15 protein-coding genes are annotated in these 17,641 nt (G+C 68.7%); 5 read left to right on the top strand and 10 right to left on the bottom strand.

All coding sequences use genetic code 11. The annotated features are described in order from the left end of the window. Positions 1 to 4: 4 nt before the first annotated feature. Complete coding sequence (locus AC2EBS_RS12855; RefSeq protein WP_484728820.1) at positions 5 to 328, top strand: polyhydroxyalkanoic acid system family protein; 324 nt, start codon at positions 5 to 7, stop codon at positions 326 to 328. Between the two features lie 109 nt (positions 329 to 437). Here the strand turns inward: AC2EBS_RS12855 and AC2EBS_RS12850 are convergent, their stop codons facing one another. Next, on the bottom strand, positions 438 to 689 hold the full coding sequence (locus AC2EBS_RS12850; RefSeq protein WP_484728819.1) for an acyl-CoA-binding protein: 252 nt from the start codon (positions 687 to 689) through the stop codon (positions 438 to 440). Between the two features lie 59 nt (positions 690 to 748). On the opposite strand from AC2EBS_RS12850, the gene AC2EBS_RS12845 reads away from it, so the two are divergent. The 4 genes from AC2EBS_RS12845 to AC2EBS_RS12830 all read left to right on the top strand — a co-directional run bounded on the left by AC2EBS_RS12845 (position 749) and on the right by AC2EBS_RS12830 (position 6,740). Further along, positions 749 to 2,242 carry a wax ester/triacylglycerol synthase family O-acyltransferase gene (locus AC2EBS_RS12845; protein WP_484728818.1) on the top strand — a complete coding sequence of 498 codons (1,494 nt, stop codon included), beginning with the start codon at positions 749 to 751 and terminating at the stop codon, positions 2,240 to 2,242. An 88-nt stretch (positions 2,243 to 2,330) separates the two neighbouring features. Further along, complete coding sequence (locus AC2EBS_RS12840) at positions 2,331 to 3,164, top strand: substrate-binding domain-containing protein (RefSeq protein ID WP_484728817.1); 834 nt, start codon at positions 2,331 to 2,333, stop codon at positions 3,162 to 3,164. A gap of 2 nt (positions 3,165 to 3,166) precedes the next feature. After that, the gene (locus AC2EBS_RS12835) at positions 3,167 to 5,407 is read left to right on the top strand and encodes an EAL domain-containing protein (protein ID WP_484728816.1); all 2,241 of its coding nucleotides are present in this window, start codon (positions 3,167 to 3,169) and stop codon (positions 5,405 to 5,407) included. A gap of 82 nt (positions 5,408 to 5,489) precedes the next feature. Next, on the top strand, positions 5,490 to 6,740 hold the full coding sequence (locus tag AC2EBS_RS12830; protein WP_484728815.1) for a hypothetical protein: 1,251 nt from the start codon (positions 5,490 to 5,492) through the stop codon (positions 6,738 to 6,740). Positions 6,741 to 6,769: 29 nt separating this feature from the next. Here the strand turns inward: AC2EBS_RS12830 and AC2EBS_RS12825 are convergent, their stop codons facing one another. The 9 genes from AC2EBS_RS12825 to AC2EBS_RS12785 all read right to left on the bottom strand — a co-directional run bounded on the left by AC2EBS_RS12825 (position 6,770) and on the right by AC2EBS_RS12785 (position 17,598). Beyond that, the gene (locus AC2EBS_RS12825; RefSeq protein WP_484728814.1) at positions 6,770 to 7,597 is read right to left on the bottom strand and encodes an ABC transporter ATP-binding protein; all 828 of its coding nucleotides are present in this window, start codon (positions 7,595 to 7,597) and stop codon (positions 6,770 to 6,772) included. Further along, positions 7,594 to 8,439 (bottom strand): ABC transporter ATP-binding protein, encoded by an 846-nt coding sequence (locus AC2EBS_RS12820; RefSeq protein ID WP_484728813.1) that lies wholly within the window; start codon positions 8,437 to 8,439, stop codon positions 7,594 to 7,596. The genes AC2EBS_RS12825 and AC2EBS_RS12820 overlap by 4 nt, the downstream gene beginning before the upstream one ends. After that, positions 8,436 to 9,362 carry an ABC transporter permease gene (locus AC2EBS_RS12815; RefSeq protein WP_484728812.1) on the bottom strand — a complete coding sequence of 309 codons (927 nt, stop codon included), beginning with the start codon at positions 9,360 to 9,362 and terminating at the stop codon, positions 8,436 to 8,438. Before AC2EBS_RS12815 ends, AC2EBS_RS12820 begins: the two co-directional genes overlap by 4 nt. Before the next feature lie 138 nt (positions 9,363 to 9,500). Further along, complete coding sequence (locus AC2EBS_RS12810; protein ID WP_484729133.1) at positions 9,501 to 10,487, bottom strand: ABC transporter permease; 987 nt, start codon at positions 10,485 to 10,487, stop codon at positions 9,501 to 9,503. Positions 10,488 to 10,579: 92 nt separating this feature from the next. Continuing rightward, a complete protein-coding gene (locus tag AC2EBS_RS12805) occupies positions 10,580 to 12,193 on the bottom strand; it encodes an ABC transporter substrate-binding protein (protein ID WP_484728811.1) in 1,614 nt (537 codons plus the stop codon). A gap of 88 nt (positions 12,194 to 12,281) precedes the next feature. Further along, positions 12,282 to 12,884, bottom strand: coding sequence for an NAD(P)H-dependent oxidoreductase (locus tag AC2EBS_RS12800; RefSeq protein WP_484728810.1), 603 nt, complete (start codon positions 12,882 to 12,884; stop codon positions 12,282 to 12,284). A 134-nt stretch (positions 12,885 to 13,018) separates the two neighbouring features. Continuing rightward, positions 13,019 to 13,660: a hypothetical protein gene (locus tag AC2EBS_RS12795; protein WP_484728809.1), complete on the bottom strand. Its 642-nt coding sequence runs from the start codon at positions 13,658 to 13,660 to the stop codon at positions 13,019 to 13,021. A gap of 106 nt (positions 13,661 to 13,766) precedes the next feature. Then, on the bottom strand, positions 13,767 to 14,489 hold the full coding sequence (locus AC2EBS_RS12790) for a hypothetical protein (protein ID WP_484728808.1): 723 nt from the start codon (positions 14,487 to 14,489) through the stop codon (positions 13,767 to 13,769). Between the two features lie 4 nt (positions 14,490 to 14,493). Beyond that, a complete protein-coding gene (locus tag AC2EBS_RS12785) occupies positions 14,494 to 17,598 on the bottom strand; it encodes a putative bifunctional diguanylate cyclase/phosphodiesterase (RefSeq protein ID WP_484728807.1) in 3,105 nt (1,034 codons plus the stop codon). Positions 17,599 to 17,641: the final 43 nt, after the last annotated feature.

The raw sequence follows: 17,641 nt of genomic DNA, 5'->3' as shown, positions 1-17,641 counted from the left end.
GCCTATGGCCGACATCCACATCCACCGCGAACATGGGCTTGGCCTGGAGCGCGCCCGCAAGATCGCCTGGGACTGGGCGGAACAGGTCGAGCAGAAGTTCGACATGGCATGCACGGTGCTCGAAGGCGAGACCAGCGATACGGTGGAGTTCAGCCGCTCCGGCGTCAAGGGCCAGCTGATCGTCACCGGCGAGCATTTCGAGCTCAGCGCCAAGCTGGGCCTGCTGCTCGGCGCCTTTCGCTCGACCATCGAGGCGGAAGTGCAGAAAGAGCTGGACGCGCTGCTGAGCGCGGCGCCAGCGAAGAAGGCGGGGAAGAAGAAGGGCTGATCGACGGGCACCGGGCGAGCGACGCGCCGGTGCATCTGAAGGAGGCCGTGGCCCCGGGCCCGACCGCTGCGCGCCGTTCCAAAGCGCGCGCAGCAAGGGCCTTAACCGCTTACTTCAGCGACTCGATGAGGTCGATGTATTGCTGCATCGCATCGTCGCTGCTGGTGCCCTTGAGGGCGGCCCAGGCGTCGTACTTGGCGCGGCCGACCATGTCGGTGAAGCCCGGGCGGGAGCCTTCGACATCGCCGCTGCTGGCCTGCTTGAACAGCGCGTAGATCTTCAGCAGCGTCATATTGTCCGGACGCTCGGGCAGGTTCTTGGATGCGGCGACGGCGGCTTCGAACTGTTCCTTGAGGCTCATCAGTTTCTCCTGGGTGATCGGGTGGCCCGACTTGGTGACAATCGGGATGGACGGCGGCGATGTTAACCAGCATCGTCTGGACGGGACACCCTAGAACAACGCATCCACCGGAGACGATCTTGGCGCCAGTTCGTGAACGCATGTCGCGGGTCGATACCGCATGGCTTCGCATGGACAACGAGGCCAACCTGATGATGATCGTCGGCGTGTGGTTCATACGCCCGCGCATCACCCTGGCGCAACTGCGCGAGCGCTGCGAGGCGCGGCTGCTGCAGTACACGCGCTTTCGCCAGAAGGTGGTCGAGGAAGCGCTGGGCGCCGAGTGGGTGGAAGACGAGGAATTCGACATCTCGCGCCATGTGATCGGCGAGGTGCTGATGCCGATGCGCGGTCAGTCGCGGGAAGAGACGCTGCAGCAGCGTGTCGGCGAGCTGGCGACGACGCCGCTCGATCCGCGCCATCCGCTGTGGCAGTTCCAGCTGATCGAGGACTACCAGGATGGGCAGAGCGCGATGATCGCGCGCATGCACCACTGCATCGCCGATGGCGTGGCGCTGATGACGGTGCTGCTGTCCATCACCGATGGCGGCAAGGCGCCGCCGAAGCGCGCCCAGCAGCCGCGCGACGACCAGGACTGGCTGCTCGACAACCTGCTGCGGCCGATCAGCAATCTCACCGTCAAGGCGATTCACATGGCCGGCGACGGCGTGGCAGCCTCGGTGGACATGGTCAACCATCCGCCGCATCCGGTGGACAGCTCGATCGACATGGCGCGCATGGGCGCCCAGGTGGTGAGCGACGCCGCCGCGCTGGCGCTGATGGCCGATGATTCCCCGACGCTGCTCAAGGGGCAGCCGGGCTCCAAGAAGTGCGTGGCCTGGGACAAGGGCCTGCCGCTGGATGCGGTGAAGGCGGTGGGCAAGGCCTTCAACGCCTCGGTCAACGACGTGCTGATGTCCTGCGTCGCCGGTGCGTTCGGGCGCTATCTTCATGAGCGCGGCGAGGATCCGTCCGGCAAGGAGATCCGTGTGATGGTGCCGGTGAACCTGCGTCCCGAACACAAGGCCTACCAGCTGGGCAACCGCTTCGGCTTGGTGCCGCTGGTGCTGCCGATCGGCATTGCCAATCCGGTGGAGCGGCTCTACGCGGTGCGCGAGCGCATGCTGGCGCTCAAGGGCAGCTACCAGCCGGTGCTGGCCTTCGGCATCCTTGCGGTGGCCGGCCTGCTGGTCAAGCCGGTGCAGGACGCGATGCTGGGGCTTTTCGCGAAGAAGACCACGGCCGTGATGACCAATGTGCCCGGCCCGGCCCAGGCGCTGAAGTTCTGCGGCTCGACGCTGGAGCGCGTGATGTTCTGGGTGCCGCAGTCGGGCAATATCGGGGTCGGTGTCTCGGTGCTCACCTATGCCGGCGAGGTGCAGTTCGGCCTGATCACTTCGCAGGCGCTGGTGCCCGATCCGCAGGCCGTGATCGACCAGTTCGCGCCCGAGTTCAACAAGCTGCTGCTGCTGGCGCTGATGCTGCCCTGGGATTCGGACAAGGCCTGGGACTGAGCGACGCAGCGGCTCAGCGCCCGCACCGACAAGAACGCTGCCTTGGGCTATGCTGGCCTCAGGCGAGGGAAGGAAAGCGACGACGATCATGGTTCATGCCCGTCTTACCGACGATGGCCTGACGCGCCGACTGCTTGCCTTGCTGCTGGCGGGCTGCATGGCGGCGTCCGGAGCCGCAGCGCAGGAACTGAAGATCGGTGGCACCGGGGCCGGCCTGGCCACGATGGAGCTGCTGGGCGACGCATTCAAGCGGCAGAACCCGGGTGTGGTCATCGAGGTGCTGCCCAGCCTTGGCAGCGGTGGCGGCGTCAAGGCGCTGCTCGCCGGAGCGGTACAGGTGGCGGTGATCGCACGTCCGCTGCAGGACAAGGAAGTCGCGGCTGGCGCCAGCGCTCAGGAGTTCGGGCGCACGCCCTTCGTCTTTGCCACCCACCGCTCGACCAGGGCACGCGGCATCAGCGTCAGCGATCTGGTCGACGTCTACGCCGGGCGCCAGGAAAGCTGGCCTGATGGCACGCCGATACGCCTGGTGTTGCGGCCGGTGGGCGACAGCGACAGTGAGGCGCTCAAGGCCATCTCGCCGGCCATGCGTGCGGCCAAGACCGCGGCCGAGCAGCGCAAGGGCATGTTCTTCGCCGTGACCGACCAGGACGCTGCCGACGCGCTGGAGAAGATGCCTGGCAGCCTGGGGCCGACCTCGCTTGCGCTCGTGCTCGGCGAACGGCGCGAGCTGAAGATCCTGGCGCTGGATGGCGTGATGCCCGATGTGCGCAGCCTCGCGGCTGGCAGCTATCCGCTGTACAAGACCATGCTGCTGGCCACCGGTCCGAAGTCGTCCGCCGCGGCCAAGGCCTTCGTCGAGTTCGCCCGGTCGCCGGCAGCTCGCGAGATCCTGGTCAAGAACGGCTACTGGGTGAAGTAGCGGTGCGGGCGCGCGAATTGCTGGCGGCGCGGGCGTCCACCTTGGCGGCCGCAGGCGATCGTCTGCTGGTCGTACTGCAGTGGGGCCTGCTGCTGCTGTTGGCACTGGGCATCCCCGCGGGCTACTTCGTGCTGGGCTACAGCGCGCAGGCCGCTGCGCTGCAGACCAAGGCCGAGGTCAAGGCCGAAGTCATCGCGCAGATGATCAGCCGCTCGCCGCAGATGTGGCGCTATGAGGAGCCTCGGCTGCTCGACCTGCTGCAGCGCCTGCCCGTCGAGCTGCAGGGCGAGCATGCCCTGGTGCTGGCCGATGACGGCAGCGTGATCGCCGAATCGCGGCACCCGGCTCCGGCGCCGGTGCTGGAGCGCAGCGCCACGCTGTTCGATGCCGGCCATGAGGTGGGTCGCGTGGTGGTGCAGGCCTCGTTGCGGCAGCTGCTGCTGCAGACGCTGGCCGTATTGCTGCTGGCCTTGGCTCTGGCCGCGATGCTGGGCGCGATGGTCAGCCAGCTGCGGCGCGCGGTACGCCGTGCGGCCGTGCAGATGGCCGACCAGCAGGAGCGCGCGCGCATTACGCTGGACTCCATTGGCGATGCGGTGATCACCACGGACACCGAGGAGCGCATCGACTACGCGAACCCGGTGGCCGAGCGGCTGATGCAGCGCAGCCTGGGCGAGCTGCGCGGCCGGCCGCTGGCCGAGGTCTGCTCGCTGATCGACGAGCGCACGATGCAGCCCATGCCGACGCTGGTGCCGCGCGCGATCAGCGAGGGCGTGTACTGCCCCTTCTCAGGCCGCGATGTCGCGCTGATCCGTGCCGACGGCAGCTCCATCGCCATCGAGGACTCGGCGGCACCGATACGCAGCAGCGACGGTCGCCTCGTCGGCGGCGCGATGGTGTTCCGCGACGTCACCGCGACGCGCCGCATGGCCCAGCGCCTGAGCTGGGCGGCGACGCACGACGCGCTGACCGGCTTGCCCAACCGGCGCGAATTCGAGGCGCGCATCGACGCAGCGTTGCTCGCCAGCAAGTCCAGCGGCCGCCAGCATGTGGTGGCTTGCATGGACATGGACCGCTTCAAGGTGGTCAACGACAGCTGCGGCCATGCCGCGGGCGACGCACTGCTCAAGCAGCTGGCCGAGCTGCTGAAGTCCAAGCTGCGCGAATCCGACACGCTGGCCCGCCTGGGTGGCGATGAGTTCGGCGTGCTGCTCGAAGGCTGCTCGATGGAGCGCGCCCGCCTCATTGCCGCTGACTTGCTGGCGGCGGTGCGCGAGTACCGTTTCGTCTGGGAGGGGCGCACGTTCGGCGTCGGCGTCAGCATCGGCCTGGCCGCCGCTGCGGATGCGGAGATTCACAGCCGCGCCGAGCTGCTCAGCGCGGCCGATACCGCCTGCTTCGCGGCCAAGGAGCAGGGGCGCAACCGCTTCTGCGTGTTCCAGAGCAGCGATGCCGAGATGCTGCAGCGCCGCGCCGACATCGGCTGGGCCACGCGGCTGAGCCTGGCGCTGGAGCGCGGCCAGTTCCTGCTCTACTACCAGCCCTACCTGGCGCTGGATGGCAAGGCGCAGCTGGCGCGCGCCCACATCGAGGTGCTGCTGCGCCTGCGCGAGGATGACGGCCGCATCGTGCTGCCCACCAGCTTCCTGCCCGCGGCCGAGCGCTACAACATCATGCCGGCCATAGACCGCTGGGTGATCCGCACCGTGTTTGCCCGCTACCGCGAGCTGGCTGCTCGCCTGGGCGGCGCGGAGCAGGCGCTGGTGGTGGCGATCAACATCTCAGCCACCACCGTCAACGCCGAAGGCACACTGGACTTCATCCGCGAGCAGGCGCGCATCCACGAGCTGCCGGCCGGTGCGGTGTGCTTCGAGCTCACCGAGACCGCGACCATCAACAACATCCGCAGTGCCACGCAGTTCATGCACGAGGTCAAGGCCATGGGCTTCGCCTTCGGCCTGGACGACTTCGGCGTCGGCAGCAGCTCGCTGGCTTATCTGAAATCGCTGCCGGTGGACTACCTGAAGATCGACGGCAGTTTCGTTGCCAACATGGTGAGCGACCCGGTGGACCACGCGATGGCCGAGACCGTCAACCGCGTCGGCCACATCATGGGGCTGCAGACCGTGGGTGAATATGCCGAGAGCGACGAGGTAGTCGCCGCGCTCAGCGCGATGGGCGTGGATTTTGCGCAGGGCTTCGGGGTGCAGAAGCCGCAGCCGCTGCCCGATCCGATGTCGTGAGTAAGAGGCGCGCGGCTGGAGCAGCCGCTCTGTTTCCGCGGCAGAGCTTATGTGGCCAAAAGGAACGAGAGGGGAGCGAGACATGATCATCGAAGCGATACGTCTTGAGGTTCGTCCTGCGGGGCGCACCCGCGCCGTGGCCAGCATCGTCTGGGAAACCAAGCCCGCGTTGCCGCAGCAGCTCTACTTTGACGTGCCGAGCGACTATGTCCCGACGCCGGAGGTCGTGGCCGGTGCCTTCGCCATGGCCACCGCCTTGCCGGCTCTGCATCGCAAGGAAACGCATGTCAGGCTGGCCGATGCGCTGGATCCGGCGATGATCCGGGGCATCGAGATCGTGCTGGCCCAGCTGTCTAGCTGGCACGGCTACCCACGCCGCGGGCTGAAGCTAGAGGCGCGGCATCTGGTGTCGGCGCCGAGTTCACGGCCGTGCCGTGCGGCCAGCTTCTTTTCCGGCGGCGTCGACTCGTTCTGGACCCTGTGCGACAACCTGACCACGCTGCCGCCCGAACACGAGATGCGCATTCGCGATGTGGTCATCGGGTACGGCTTCGACATGGGCTGGGACGAGGACGAGGGCAGAGATGCGCAGCTCTTCCAATTGACACTCCAGCACTTGGGCGGGGTGGCCGCTAGCGCAGGGGTCAATCTGCTTCCCGTCTACACCAACGTGCGCCGGCTGCTACCCGACTCGAACTTCTGGGCGGCGCGCTGGCATGGCATGGTCTTGGCGGCGGTGGCCTACATGCTTTCCGGCCGCATCACCGAGATACTGGTTCCCGCGACCAACGATCTGTGGCACCTGGCACCCTGGGGTTCGTCGCCGTTGATCGATCCGAACTTTTCATCGCCGCGGCTCGGCGTTTATCACGACGGCGTTCACATGACGCGCCTGGACAAGGTCGCGCGGCTCACCCAGTTCCCGTATGCGCTGGCCAATATGCGCGTGTGTACCAAGGTCGATGCGGTACCCGACGGATTCCTGAACTGCGGCCGTTGCGAGAAGTGTCTGCGGACCAAGCTCGAGTTGACGGCCTGCGGCGCGCTTAACAACTGCGACACCTTTGCGACTCGGGATATTCCCGTCGACGCGGTGGCGGGCCTGGCTATGCTGACCGCCTATCAGGCCTCCGAATACGAGGAACTGGTCGAGCCCTTGCACCAAGTCGGTCGCGCCGATCTTGCTGACGCGGTCCGGGCGGTCGTCGACAGATGGGAGCGTCATCGCGACTGGCTCAATGAAGAGGATTGGAAAGGCCTGCTCAAACGCTTTGCGCGGAGGTATCTGGGCATTTCCGCTGCCCCGGCCACCGATCCGTTCAGGGTGGGCTGAGCCCACCGGACGGCCGGACTGGACCGCGCTCAGCTCGCCGGAACTGCAGCAGGCGGGCGGTTCTCGCGGACGAATCCGTTCGCCGCCTCGAGCAGGGTTCGCGTGTAGGGCTGCGTCGCGAGACACCGTGCGAGCTGGGCCGTCTCCAGTGTCTCGACGCCTCGCCCCGCTTGCATCACCAGCACCTGCTCGCACAGATGCGCGACCACCGCGAGGTCGTGGCTGACCATCAGGAAGGACAGGCCGCGCTCGCGGCGCAGCTGCTCCAGCAGGTTCAGCACCTCGGCCTGCACCGAGGCGTCCAGCGCAGAGGTCGGCTCGTCCAGCAGCAGCAGGCGCGGCTCGAGGATCAGCGCGCGCGCGATCGCGACGCGCTGGCGCTGGCCGCCGGAGAGCTGGTGCGGGTAGCGGAAACGGAAGCCCTGGCCCAGGCCGACGGCGTCGAGCGCATCGCGGATGCGCTGCTCGGCGCGGTCCAGGCGGTGGATGCCCAGCGGCTCGGCCAGTGCGCGGTCCACGGTCTGGCGCGGATGCAGCGAGCCATAGGGGTCCTGGAAGACCATCTGCACCAGGCGGCGAAAGCCCGCGCTGCCGGGCGCTGGCAAGGCCTGACCCCCGTTGGCACCGTTGCCCTCGCCGAGCAGCCGCACGCTGCCGGCGCTCAGCGGCGCCAGGCCGCAGATCGCGCGCAGCACCGTGCTCTTGCCTGAGCCGGATTCGCCCACCAGGCCCAGTGCCTGGCCGGGCGCGACGCGCAGGCTCAGGTCCTGCACGGCGGTGAAGCCCTTGGCGAAGCGCACCTGCAGGCCGCTGACTTCAAGGCCGATGCGCGGAAGCTCTGTGTGGGTGGCGCTCACAGCTTCCAGGCCTCCTGGCGGTCCAGCGTCGGCAGCGGATGGCGGTCGCCGGCGCCCAGGCGCGGCAGGCAGTCGAGCAGGCCGCGGGTGTAGGGGTGCTGGGCCTGCTGCAGCTCGCTGGCCTTCAGCTCCTCGACGACGCGGCCGGCATACATCACCAGCACGCGGTCGCAGAAACTGGCCACCAGGCGCAGGTCGTGCGAGATGAAGACCAGGCCCATGCCGCGCGCCTCGACCAGGCGATCAAGCACCGACAGCACCTGCAGCTGCACGGTCACGTCCAGCGCCGAGGTCGGCTCGTCGGCGACCAGCAGCTCGGGCGAGGCGATCAGCATCATCGCGATCATCGCGCGCTGGCCCATGCCGCCGGAGATCTCGTGCGGATAGAGGCGGTAGACGCGCTCGGGGTCGGTGATGGCCACTTCCGATAGCGCATCCAAGGTGCGGCGGCGCGCCTCGGCGCTGCCGATGCCGCGCTCATGCGTGCGCAGCGTCTCGGCGATCTGCTCGCCGATGCGCATCACCGGGTTCAGCGCATGGCGCGGGTCCTGCAGCACCATGGCCAGGTGGCGGCCGCGCAGCGCGCGGCGCTGCGCCGGGCTGGCCGCCAGCAGGTCCTGGCCGCGATAGGCCAGGCGCTGCGCGCTGATGCGCGCCTCCGGCGCCGACAGGCCGAGGATGGCGCGGCCGGTCTGGCTCTTGCCCGAGCCCGACTCGCCGACGATGCCCAGCCGTTCGCGGCCCAGCGTGAAGGACACGCCGCGCACCGCCTCGGACACGCCGCCATCGCGGGTGGGGAAGGCGACGCGCAGGTCTTGCACCTCTAGCAGCGGGGTACTCATTTGGCGGACTTGGGATCGAGCGTGTCACGCAGGCCGTCGCCGAGCAGATTGAAAGCCAAGCTGACGACGAAGATCGCAAGACCTGGCCCCGCGGCGACCCACCACTGGTCGAGCACGTACTGGCGGCCGGCGGCGATCATCGCGCCCCATTCGGGGCTGGGCGGCTGCGCGCCCAGGCCGAGGAAGCCCAGGCCCGCGGCGGTGAGGATGATGCCGGCCATGTCCAGCGTGACGCGCACGATCACCGAGGGCAGGCACATCGGCATCAGGTGGCGCAGCACCACGCGCGCATGCGAGGCGCCGATCAGCTGCACCGCGGCGATGTAGTCGGCGCGCGCCACCGTCAGCGTCTCGGCGCGGGCGATGCGCGCATAGGGCGGCCAGGAGGTGATCGCGATCGCCAGCACCGCGTTCTCTATGCCCGGGCCCAGCGCGGCGACAAAGGCCAGCGCGAGGATCAGCCGCGGGAAGGCCAGAAAGATGTCGGTCGTGCGCATCAGCAGCGTGTCCAGCCAGGGCGCGCCATGCGCGGCCGCATAGCCCGACACCGTGCCGACCAGCAGCCCGATCGGCGCGGCCAGCAGCGCGACCAGCACGACGACGAAGAGCGTGATGCGCGAGCCGTGGATCAGCCGCGAGAGGATGTCGCGCCCCTGGTCGTCGGTGCCGACCCAGTGCGCGCTCGACGGCGGCAGCAGCCGCGTCGTCGCCAGGTCACCCTCGAAGGGCGAATAGGGCGCCAGCTGCGGCGCCAGCAGCGCCACCAGCATCAGCGCCAGCACGATCAGCAAACCCAGCAGCGCGAGGCGGTTGCGGGCAAAGGTGCGCCAGCCCGCATAGGCGCGACCCAGCGCAGCCTGCCGGCGCGAGGCCGGCTGCTCGCTCATCAGCCACTGGTGCAGTGCCGAGGTTTGCTCGTTCATGGTGATGGAAATGTGCAGAAGTGGCTCACCGGGCAGGCTTCGTGGCAGGGGACCTGGCGAAGCCCGAGGATCCGGCTTTGCCGGGCCTGCGGGCTTGCCCCCTTGAGGGGGTGCGCGAAGCGCGTAGGGGGTGGGCCGTCATCGGGCGCGGGTCCTCGGGTCCAGCAGCCGGTACAGCAGGTCCGACAGCAGATTCAGCGCGATGAAGATCGAGCCCACCACCAGCGTGCCGCCCAGCACCGCGTTCATGTCGGCGTTCTGCAGCGCGTTGGTGATGTAGAGACCCAGCCCCGGCCAGGCGAACACGGTCTCGGTCAGCACCGAGCCTTCCAGCAGGCCGGCATAGCTCAGCGCGATCACCGTGACGAGCGGCACCGCGGCATTGCGCAGCGCGTGGCGCCAGATGATGCGCGCCTCCGACAGGCCTTTGGCGCGCGCCGCGACGATGTATTCCTGGCTCAGCTCGGCCAGCATGAAGGAGCGCGTCATGCGGCTGATGTAGGCCAGCGAGAAATAGCCCAAGAGCGCGCCGGGCAGCGCCAGATGCGCGAAGGCATTGCGAAAGGCCTCCCACTCGCCTGCCAGCGCCGCATCGACGAGCAGCAGCCCGGTGACCGGCGTGACGCTGTATTCGAAGGCGATGTCGATGCGGCCGGGGCCGGCCACCCAGTCCAGTCGCGCATAGAACACCAGCAGCGCCATCAGGCCCAGCCAGAAGATCGGCACCGAGTAGCCGATCAGGCCGATGATGCGCAGCAGCTGGTCCACCAGACCGCCACGCCGCACCGCCGCCCACACGCCCAGCGGCACGCCCAGGCCGGCGCCGATGACGATGCCCACCGTGGCCAGCTCGAAGGTGGCGGGGAAGACGCGCCGGATGTCGTCCAGCACCGGATTGGCGCTGAGCAGCGAGACGCCCAGGTCGCCCTGCAGCACGCGCGCGAGATAGCGGCCGAACTGCTGCCACAGCGGCAGGTTCAGCCCCAGCTCCTCACGCAGCTGCTGCAGCATCTCCTCGCTGGCGCGGTCGCCGAGCACCGCCAGCGCCGGGTCCACCGGGATCACGCGGCCGATGAAGAAAGTCACTGCCAGCAGGCCCAGATAGCTGAAGGCCAGCACCAGCATGAAGCCGCCCAGGCTGCGCAGCCAGGGCAGCAGGGAATGCGGAGACGAAGAAGCGGTCACGAGTGCGGACGAGAGCAGACGAGCCTGGTCGATCAGCGCTTGCTCACCGTGAACAGATAGCTGGTGTCCGCCGTTGGGCCGAGCAATAGCCCCTCGACATTGGCGCGGTAGGCGGCCACGTCGGTCTGCTGGTAGAGCATGATGAAGGGGCTGGCCTTGCGGAACTCGGCCTGGATCTCCTGGTACAGCGCGGTGCGCTTCTTGGCGTCGCGCTCCAGCATCGCGGCGTCGGTCTTCTTGGTCAGCTCGGGGATGTCCCAGCTGTTGCGCCAGGCCAGGGTCTTGGCACTGGCTTCGTCGCCGTTGTCGGGGTTGCGCGCGAAGGTGTCGGCATTGCTGTGCGGGTCCCAGTAGTCGGTGCCCCACTGGCCGATGAACATATCGTGCTTGCGCGCGCGGTACTTGGTCAGCGTCTGCTTGCCGTCGCCGGGGATGATCTCGATCTCCACGCCGGCGCGGCGCGCGGTCTGCTGGAAGCTCTCGGCGATGCCCAGCACCGGTTGCACGCTGCGCATGTCCAGCGACGCCTTGAAGCCGTTCGGATAGCCGGCCTTGGCGAGCAGTGCCTTGGCCTTGTCGACGTCGAGCTTGAAGGGCTGCTCGGTGGACGCGCCCAGCAGACCCACCGGCATGAAGTTCTGGTGCATACGGCCGATGTGGCGCACCAGCGTGCCGCCCAGGCCGGCGTAGTCCACCAGGTACTTCATCGCTTCGCGCACCTCGGGCTTGGCGAAGGCCGGGTGCTTGAGGTTCATGGACAGATAGAAGACCGTGCCCTGCGCGGTGCTGGTCGTGCGGATGTCCTTGTTGGCGGCCAGCGCGGCTATGTCCTGCGGACCGAGGTTGCGCGCGACGTCGATGTCGCCTTTTTCCAGCAGCAGGCGCTGCGTGGCCGGCTCCTTCACGTGGCGATAGACCACGCGCGCCAACGGCGCCTTGATCGCGCTCTGCTCGTTGCGCTCCAGCGCCAGGATTTCGTTGGCGCGCCAGTCGCGCAGCTTGTAGGGGCCGGAGCCGGCATAGCGCGTCTTCAGCCAGGCCAGGCCCATGTCGCCGCCGCTCTCCTTGCTCAGCAGCAGTTTCTTGTCGAGCACCGCGGCGACGTTGGCACTCAGGCAGTTCAGCACCAGCGTCGGTGCCAGCGCGCGATCGGTCTGCAGCACCAGCGTCAGCGGGCCGCTGGCCTTGACGCGCTCGGCCACCTTGTCCTTGATGAGGCCCAGCTGATTGAGGATGAAGGCGGGCGTCTTGTTCAGCAGCACCGCGCGCTGCAGCGACCAGGCCACGTCCTCGGCTGTGATCGGGTTGCCGGAGGCGAACTTCAGCCCGGGCTTGAGTTCGAAGGTGTAGGTCTTGCCATCAGCGGCGACGCTCCAGCTCTTGGCCACATCGGGCTGCAGCTTGGACGGGTCCTTGGGGTCCAGGCGCAGCAGGCGGTCGTAGAGATTGCCCAGCATCTCGCCGGCCGAGATCTCGAAGGCCTCGGCCGGGTCCAGCGAGATGATGTCGTCGAAGGCCATCGCCACCACCAGCGTGTCCTTGGGCGTGGCGGAGCGGGCCGCAGGCGCGTGCAGGCCCAGACCGGCGGCGGCAGTGGCGAGCAAGGCGGCATTCGCGCGGCGGCGGTTCAGGTTCGGCAGGCTCATCGTGTCGGCGGGAGGGCTTGGGTGGTCGTTGCGGGCCCGATTATTGCCGCTGGGCCGCTGCTGCCGACGCCGAGCTGAGGTGGCGCGATCAGCGTCCGCGCAGCCCCAGCTCACGCAGCCGCGCCAGCCACTTGTCGAGCTTGTCCGGATCGAGCGAGTCCACACCGCCGATCAGCGTCTCCCGGATCGGTGCGATGCCGACGAAGCCGAGGATGTTGCGCTCCAGTGACTTCAGGCTGTGGGCGCGGTAGAAGTAGCGATAGAAGAGCGCCGGCATGCCCATGGTGACGACCACCTGCGCCGAGCGTCCGCCCAGGGCCTTGCGCCCCAGCGGATTGCCGCCTTCGGCGCTGAAGGCGAATCCCGGTCGTGCCACTTGCTCGAGAAAGCCTTTCAGCAGCGCCGGCATCTCGCCCAGCCAGAGGGGGAAGAACAGCACCATGTGGTCGCACCAGGCGATCGCCTGCTGTGCGTCGAGCAGGCCGGCCGGCAGCACGCCATGCTCCCAGTCCTGCTTGCTGCGCAGCAGCGGGAACTCCAGCCTCGCCACATCCACCTGCCGCAGCTCATGGCCAGCGGCGACCGCGCCGGCCGTATAGGCCTCGGCGAGCAGGTGGCAGAGGTGCGGGGCAGTGGCGTCGGGATGGCCCTGGATGATCAGGATCTTCTTGGTACTGCTTTTCTCTGTCATGAGCGCCTCGAACACCAGCTTGCGTGATACCGACATTTGCGCATGGGGCGCTAACGCCTGGATTGACTGGGGTCAATTTGTCCGAGTTCGGCCGCTCCGGAAGTCCTGCCGTTCATGGGATGGACGCGAGCGTCTCAGGGCGCCAGTTCGACGCGCAGCTGCAACTCGCGCTGCAGTTTTGGCTCGGCATCCCGGGTGGAGAGACTGCCGCGCGGCGCTGCTTGAGGCGTGTCGCCGCTGCGCGCGACGGTCAGCCACTGGCCCAGCGGCAGCTGCACGGTGGAGTACAGCTCGGCGCTTGCTGCATCCTGGCCGGTCGTGCTGCGCAGCTCGACCAGCACCGGGGCTTGACCGCCGGTCCAGCACAGGCTGAGATTGAAGCCGCGCAGCTGCATCACCTGCCCGCTGCGGGGCACCGCATAGACACGGGCGCCGGCCGTCGGCGGTACGCCGCGCGCATCCGCGGGCACTTCGACGCCGTAATCCACCCACTGCACCGGTCGGCTCTCGCTGATCTGCACGCTGGCGCTGCGGCCGTTGAGTACCAGCAGTCTTGGCAGGGTCTGGATTGCGCCCTCCTGCCGGCCGGTGCCCAGCACGACCTGACCCCGCGGTGAGTAGGAGCCGCCGGTGCCCAGTACCACCGCGCCGTCGCCCACGCCGGCCATCGCCGCGCCGCTGACCCGGCTCTCCACCCATCGCAGCTCGACCCAGAGATTGCGCTGGGGCAATGCCGGCTGCGCGTGTGCGCGCAGCGGCAGCAGCAGGGGCAGCAAGGGGGGAAGACAAAGGAGCAGGCGGCGCTTCATGATTGGCAAGGATACGCGTCGTCGCATGCGGCCGCTTGCGGTGCTCCGGGGCTGGCGGTGCACCCGGTGCGGCTCAAGGCGCCAGCCGGTTGGCGGCGCGGCAGCGCTGGATGTCGCAGGCGGTGGGCAGGCTGTGTCGGTACTCCACATGGGCCTTCAACGCCGCCGGGTCGCGCAGGCTGCAGCGGCCGCCCTTGCCATCGTCGTAATAGGACATCACGTCCACGCAGCGGCGCGAATGCGCCATCAGGCCGAGGAAATGACCCATCTCGTGCGACACGGCCATCTGCAAGGTCTCCTGTGCCGGGTATTGCGGGTTGCGCTGGCGCAGCAGCGCGAACATCGCCGGGCTCAGCGCCAGCAGTTGCCGGCTCAGGTTGGCGGCAGCGAAGTTGCCGCGCACGGCGGTGTCGCTCCACAGCACCTGCACCACGCCCTGGGCGGGGTCGGCGGTGGTGCGGCGCGCGCTTGTCTCGTCCAGCACCTGCACCGGCACGCCGCAGGGCGCCCAGGCGCGCGCCGCGCGTTCCAGCACCGCCATCACCTGAGGGGCGCCGAACCAGGCGGGCGCGCCCTCATGTCGGTAGACGAAGCGCCAAGCCGCGCGCTCTGACGGCCGGTCGCGCCCGTCGCCCCAGGTCTGCAGCTCGCCCGGCAGGCAGCTGGCGATCTCGGCGCTGCGGCTGTCGCTGAAGGCCAGCGCGGCGCTGTTCAGCGTCAAGCCGAGGAGCAGCACTGCGGCGCAACGGCGCAGCGTGGCGCCGCGTCGCGGCGGCAAGGCGGCGGGCTGCTGCATGGCTTCAGGCCCGCCGTGCCGGCTCGCGTTGCCGATCACGGGCGAAGGACTCCAGCGCGGCGGGCGTCAGGGGGCGGCTGAACAGATAACCCTGCGCCGCCGCGCAGCCCAGGCGCCGCAGCAGCTCGAGCTGAGGCTCGCTCTCCACGCCTTCGGCGATGGTGGCGCAGCCCAGGCTGCGGCCCAGGGCGACGATGGCTTCGACGATGGCGCGGTCGTCGGCGTCGTTCTGCAGGTCGCGCACGAAGCTGCCGTCGATCTTCAGCCGCTGCGGGCGGAACTTCTTCAGATACGCCATCGAGGAGTAGCCGGTGCCGAAGTCGTCGATGGCGATCGCCACGCCCAGCGCCTGCAGCCGGCCCAGACTCTCGGCCATCTGTTGCGGATTGCTCATTGCCACGCTCTCGGTGATCTCCAGCTCCAGATGTCGCGCCTCCATGCCGCAATCCTGCAGCACATAGGCCACGCGTTCGGCCAGGCCCGGCTGGCGGAACTGCACCAGCGAGAGGTTCACCGCCACATGTGCCAGCCCCAGTCCGGCGTCCAGCCAGGCGCGCATCTGCTGGCAGGCGCTGCGCAGCACCCAGTCGCCGATGGGAACGATGAGGCCGCTGTCCTCGGCCAGCGGGATGAACTCGGCCGGGCTGATCGCGCCCAGCTCCGGGTGCGTCCAGCGCAGCAGCGCCTCGACGCCGACCAAGCGCCCGTCCGCCAGATCGAGCTGGGGTTGGTACTCCAGGCGCAGCTGCCCTTCCTCCAGGGCGCGGCGCAGGGCGTTCTCCAGCATCAGCATGCGCGCGGTCTGTGCCTGCATCTCGGCGGCGTAGTAGCAGAAGTTGGCTCGCCCGGCCTTCTTGGCCCGGTACATCGCGGTGTCGGCGGCGCGGGTCAGTGCCTGGTCGCTGTCGCCGTCGCCGGGGTAGGTGGCGATGCCGATCGAGCAGCTCAAGCCCAGCTCGTGCGCGTCGATCTCGAACCGGGTCTGCAACGCGGCGAGCAGCTTGCTGGCCACATGCGCGGCACCGGCGGCGTCGGTGCCGGGGCAGAGGATCACGAACTCGTCGCCGCCGATGCGGCTGACCGTGTCCTCCTCGCGCAGCTCGGCCACCAGGCGCTGCGCCACCGCCACCAGCAGCTGGTCGCCGACATGGTGGCCCAGCGAGTCGTTGACGTTCTTGAAGCGATCCAGATCCAGGAACATCAGCACCAGCGGCTGCTGATGGCGCTGGGCATGCTGCAGCGCCTTGGTGATGCGGTCCTGCAACAGGCGGCGGTTGGGCAGGCCGGTCAGGGCATCGTAGTCGGCCAGCTGGCGTATGCGTTCCTCGGCGGCCTTGCGCTGGGTGATGTCGGTGCCTATGGCCACATAGTTGCTGACCGCGCCGCGCGGGTCGTAGAGCACGCTGATCGACAGCCACTCGGGATAGATGCTGCCGTCCTTGCGGCGGTTCATCACCTCGCCCGACCAGTGCCCGTTGCGGTCTATGCTCTCCCACATGCACTGATAGAAGTCGCTGCCGTGCCGACCCGAGGACAGCATCGAGGGATTGCGCCCCAGCGCTTCGGCTTCGCTGAAGCCGGTGACCGCAGAGAAGGCCTGGTTGACGCGCACGATGCGCGCCTGCGCGTCGGTGATCATGATCAGTTCGCTGCCGTGCTCGAAGACCTTGGCCAGCAACTGCAGCTGCAGCTCGGCGCGCTTGCGCTCGATGGCCAGCGCAGTGAGGCTGCCGGCCAGTTCGATGATCGCGATCTCGTGCTCGCTCGGGCCGGCCGCTCGCCGTGAATAGATGCCGAAGCTGCCCAGCACGGTATCGGCGCCGGAGCGTATCGGTTCCGACCAGCAGGCGGCCAGCCCGGCCTTCGCGGCCAGCTCGCGGTAGTCGGCCCAGTAGGGATGCGTGGCGATCTGCTCGACGACGACCCGCCGGCGCGTGTAGGCCGCCGTGCCGCAGGAGCCGACCGCCGGGCCGATGCGCACGCCGTCGATTGCCGCGTTGTAGTCGGCCGGCAGGCTGGGCGCGGCGCCCATGCGCAGGTGCTGGCCGTCCTCGTCGAGCAGCAGGATGCTGCACAGCACGCCAGGCAGGGCCGCTTCGATCTGCAGCGCATAGTCCTCAAGCACCTCGTTCAGCGTGGCCGAACTGCTGAGCCGCTCCATCATCGCGGCGCGCAGCGCAGCCAGCTGCTGCTCGTCGCGCTGGCGCGCCAGCATCTCGGCCTGCGCCGTCTCGGCCTCGCGCAGTCGGGCGAGCATCTGCGCCAGCCAGCCGATGACGCTGTCCTGTCGCCCTGGCGGCACCGCAATGCTCTGCTTGAACTCGCCTCGGCCGATTCGGGCGATGGTGGCGGCGATGGTGCCGACGTCCGCACCGAGCGTGCGGCCCAGCAGGTGCAGGCCATAGGCCAGATTGCCCAGCAGGCCCAGCCCCAGCCCCAGCATCACCACCCAGAGTGCACGGGCGCGCAATTCGGCCGCGCGCAGCTCTTCGGCACTGCGCGCGTCTACCAGACGGCGGAAGGCATCGATGTGCGACATGATCTGCGCCTTGGCCAACTGGTAAGTCTCGTCGTAGAGCGTGGCTCGGGCCTGCTCGCGCAGCAGCTGTCCGGGCGCATGGCGCTCGGCCATTGCCATGGCCTCCTGCTCGATCTGCGCCAGCGCGTCGGAGCGCTGCTTGGCGAGCCGGAACTCCTGCAGCTCCTGCGCCTCGAGACTGAGCCGCTGCGCGTACTCCAGCAGCGGCAACAAGGGCTCCTTGGGCGGCTCGGGTCGCAGATCGGGCAGGGGCAGCAGGTCCCAATAGATGGCCCCGATCGGCGCTGGCCGCGGCTGCTTGCCCTCGCGGATCGCGATGATCGCCTGGTACTGCTGCTTGTAGACCGGCTGGCCGGTCTCGAGGTAGCTGCGCACGGTGCGTGTCAGGTCGTCGGAGGAGTGGCGCAGCTCATCGGCGACCAGCAGCGAGGCGAGCCGGCGCTCGTTGACGCGGTCCACCTGCTTCTCCGAGGCGACATACAGTGCGAAGGTGAGGAAGACCAGCACGGTGAGAAGTCGTGCCAGGCCGAGCACCAGTCGGTAGGGTGTGATGCGCTTGCGCTTGCTCATGAAACGGCTGGAGCGGCGAGCCGGGAAGTGGGACTGTCGGCGC

The sequence above is a fragment of the Roseateles sp. T103 genome, assembly GCF_057219915.1.
Note: the sequence above shows the minus strand (reverse complement) of the source record. Positions and strands in the feature narration are given on the sequence as shown.

Excerpts from the sequence above, each read along its gene's own strand:
- AC2EBS_RS12855 (WP_484728820.1), top strand. The coding sequence starts at position 5 with ATGGCCGACATCCACATCCACCGCGAACATGGGCTTGGCCTGGAGCGC.
- AC2EBS_RS12850 (WP_484728819.1), bottom strand. The coding sequence starts at position 689 with ATGAGCCTCAAGGAACAGTTCGAAGCCGCCGTCGCCGCATCCAAGAAC.
- AC2EBS_RS12845 (WP_484728818.1), top strand. The coding sequence starts at position 749 with ATGTTAACCAGCATCGTCTGGACGGGACACCCTAGAACAACGCATCCA.
- AC2EBS_RS12840 (WP_484728817.1), top strand. The coding sequence starts at position 2,331 with ATGGTTCATGCCCGTCTTACCGACGATGGCCTGACGCGCCGACTGCTT.
- AC2EBS_RS12830 (WP_484728815.1), top strand. The coding sequence starts at position 5,490 with ATGATCATCGAAGCGATACGTCTTGAGGTTCGTCCTGCGGGGCGCACC.
- AC2EBS_RS12820 (WP_484728813.1), bottom strand. The coding sequence starts at position 8,439 with ATGAGTACCCCGCTGCTAGAGGTGCAAGACCTGCGCGTCGCCTTCCCC.
- AC2EBS_RS12815 (WP_484728812.1), bottom strand. The coding sequence starts at position 9,362 with ATGAACGAGCAAACCTCGGCACTGCACCAGTGGCTGATGAGCGAGCAG.
- AC2EBS_RS12810 (WP_484729133.1), bottom strand. The coding sequence starts at position 10,487 with ATGCTGGTGCTGGCCTTCAGCTATCTGGGCCTGCTGGCAGTGACTTTC.
- AC2EBS_RS12805 (WP_484728811.1), bottom strand. The coding sequence starts at position 12,193 with ATGAGCCTGCCGAACCTGAACCGCCGCCGCGCGAATGCCGCCTTGCTC.
- AC2EBS_RS12800 (WP_484728810.1), bottom strand. The coding sequence starts at position 12,884 with ATGACAGAGAAAAGCAGTACCAAGAAGATCCTGATCATCCAGGGCCAT.
- AC2EBS_RS12790 (WP_484728808.1), bottom strand. The coding sequence starts at position 14,489 with ATGCAGCAGCCCGCCGCCTTGCCGCCGCGACGCGGCGCCACGCTGCGC.
- AC2EBS_RS12785 (WP_484728807.1), bottom strand. The coding sequence starts at position 17,598 with ATGAGCAAGCGCAAGCGCATCACACCCTACCGACTGGTGCTCGGCCTG.